This is a genomic window from Halobacteriovorax sp. DA5 (assembly GCF_002903145.1).
In the GTDB taxonomy this organism is placed as follows: domain Bacteria; phylum Bdellovibrionota; class Bacteriovoracia; order Bacteriovoracales; family Bacteriovoracaceae; genus Halobacteriovorax_A.
The window spans coordinates 1-708 of the sequence record NZ_PPDJ01000039.1 but is presented as its reverse complement, the minus strand read 5'-3'; the positions used below and the strand labels follow the sequence as shown (position 1 = coordinate 708).

Genomic DNA, 708 nt, shown 5'->3' with positions numbered 1-708 from the left:
GAGGCACACAAAATCACATAATTCATAATCTATTAATGCTGGACCGGATGTTATTTTTTCCTGCGCTAAACAGAACAGTATCAAATACACAGATACAGTATATACATGCAAAAAAAACTATACTGACATGATGACTGTGCTGGACACACAGCTGTCAGATAGTTTTAGATTTGGATCCATTATTGAAGCAATGAAAATGCATGTTTTTTTGGGTTGAAGGAGTCAGTGGTTGACGAGCAGTGGACTCTAACCATCAGCAGGCAGGACGGTATCCAGCACTGGCTTGATGCTGGTGATTGCTGTGTCCAGGTGTTCGCCAATGTAGGGCCGGAGATAATGGCCATAAGCACCGAGAAGAGCCAAGCGAGCTTTCTCCACGACGGGCTCGAGCTCACCGGCCAGACCGCTGATAATTTTGACAGTGCTTTCCACTCTTGGACTTTTCTTTATTTCTTCAAAAATCTCCTTGGCACTATCTCCTGTTGGGGAGCCCTCTAGCAGTGGCTGAGCGGCGTCTTTGGTCTTTTCCCAAGCAGTGACGAGCCTCTTGATGAAAACTTCCTTCAGCCCAGTATATTTATCAACTAACTCCTTGTCAGGCTCGGGCCAGTCCTGTGCCCAGACACACACTGACACTTGGAGTGCAAGGATGAGAGCAAATGTCAGCTTCATCTTGTGCTGGTGAGATTCCTGTAGAGAGAAATAAAG

General features: G+C 46.0%; 1 protein-coding gene. It reads right to left on the bottom strand.

What is annotated here, in order from left to right; genetic code table 11:
• Positions 1-246 precede the first annotated feature (246 nt).
• Positions 247-708: hypothetical protein (locus C0Z22_RS15810; RefSeq protein ID WP_233189744.1), on the bottom strand; the 462-nt coding region annotated here is incomplete at its 5' end.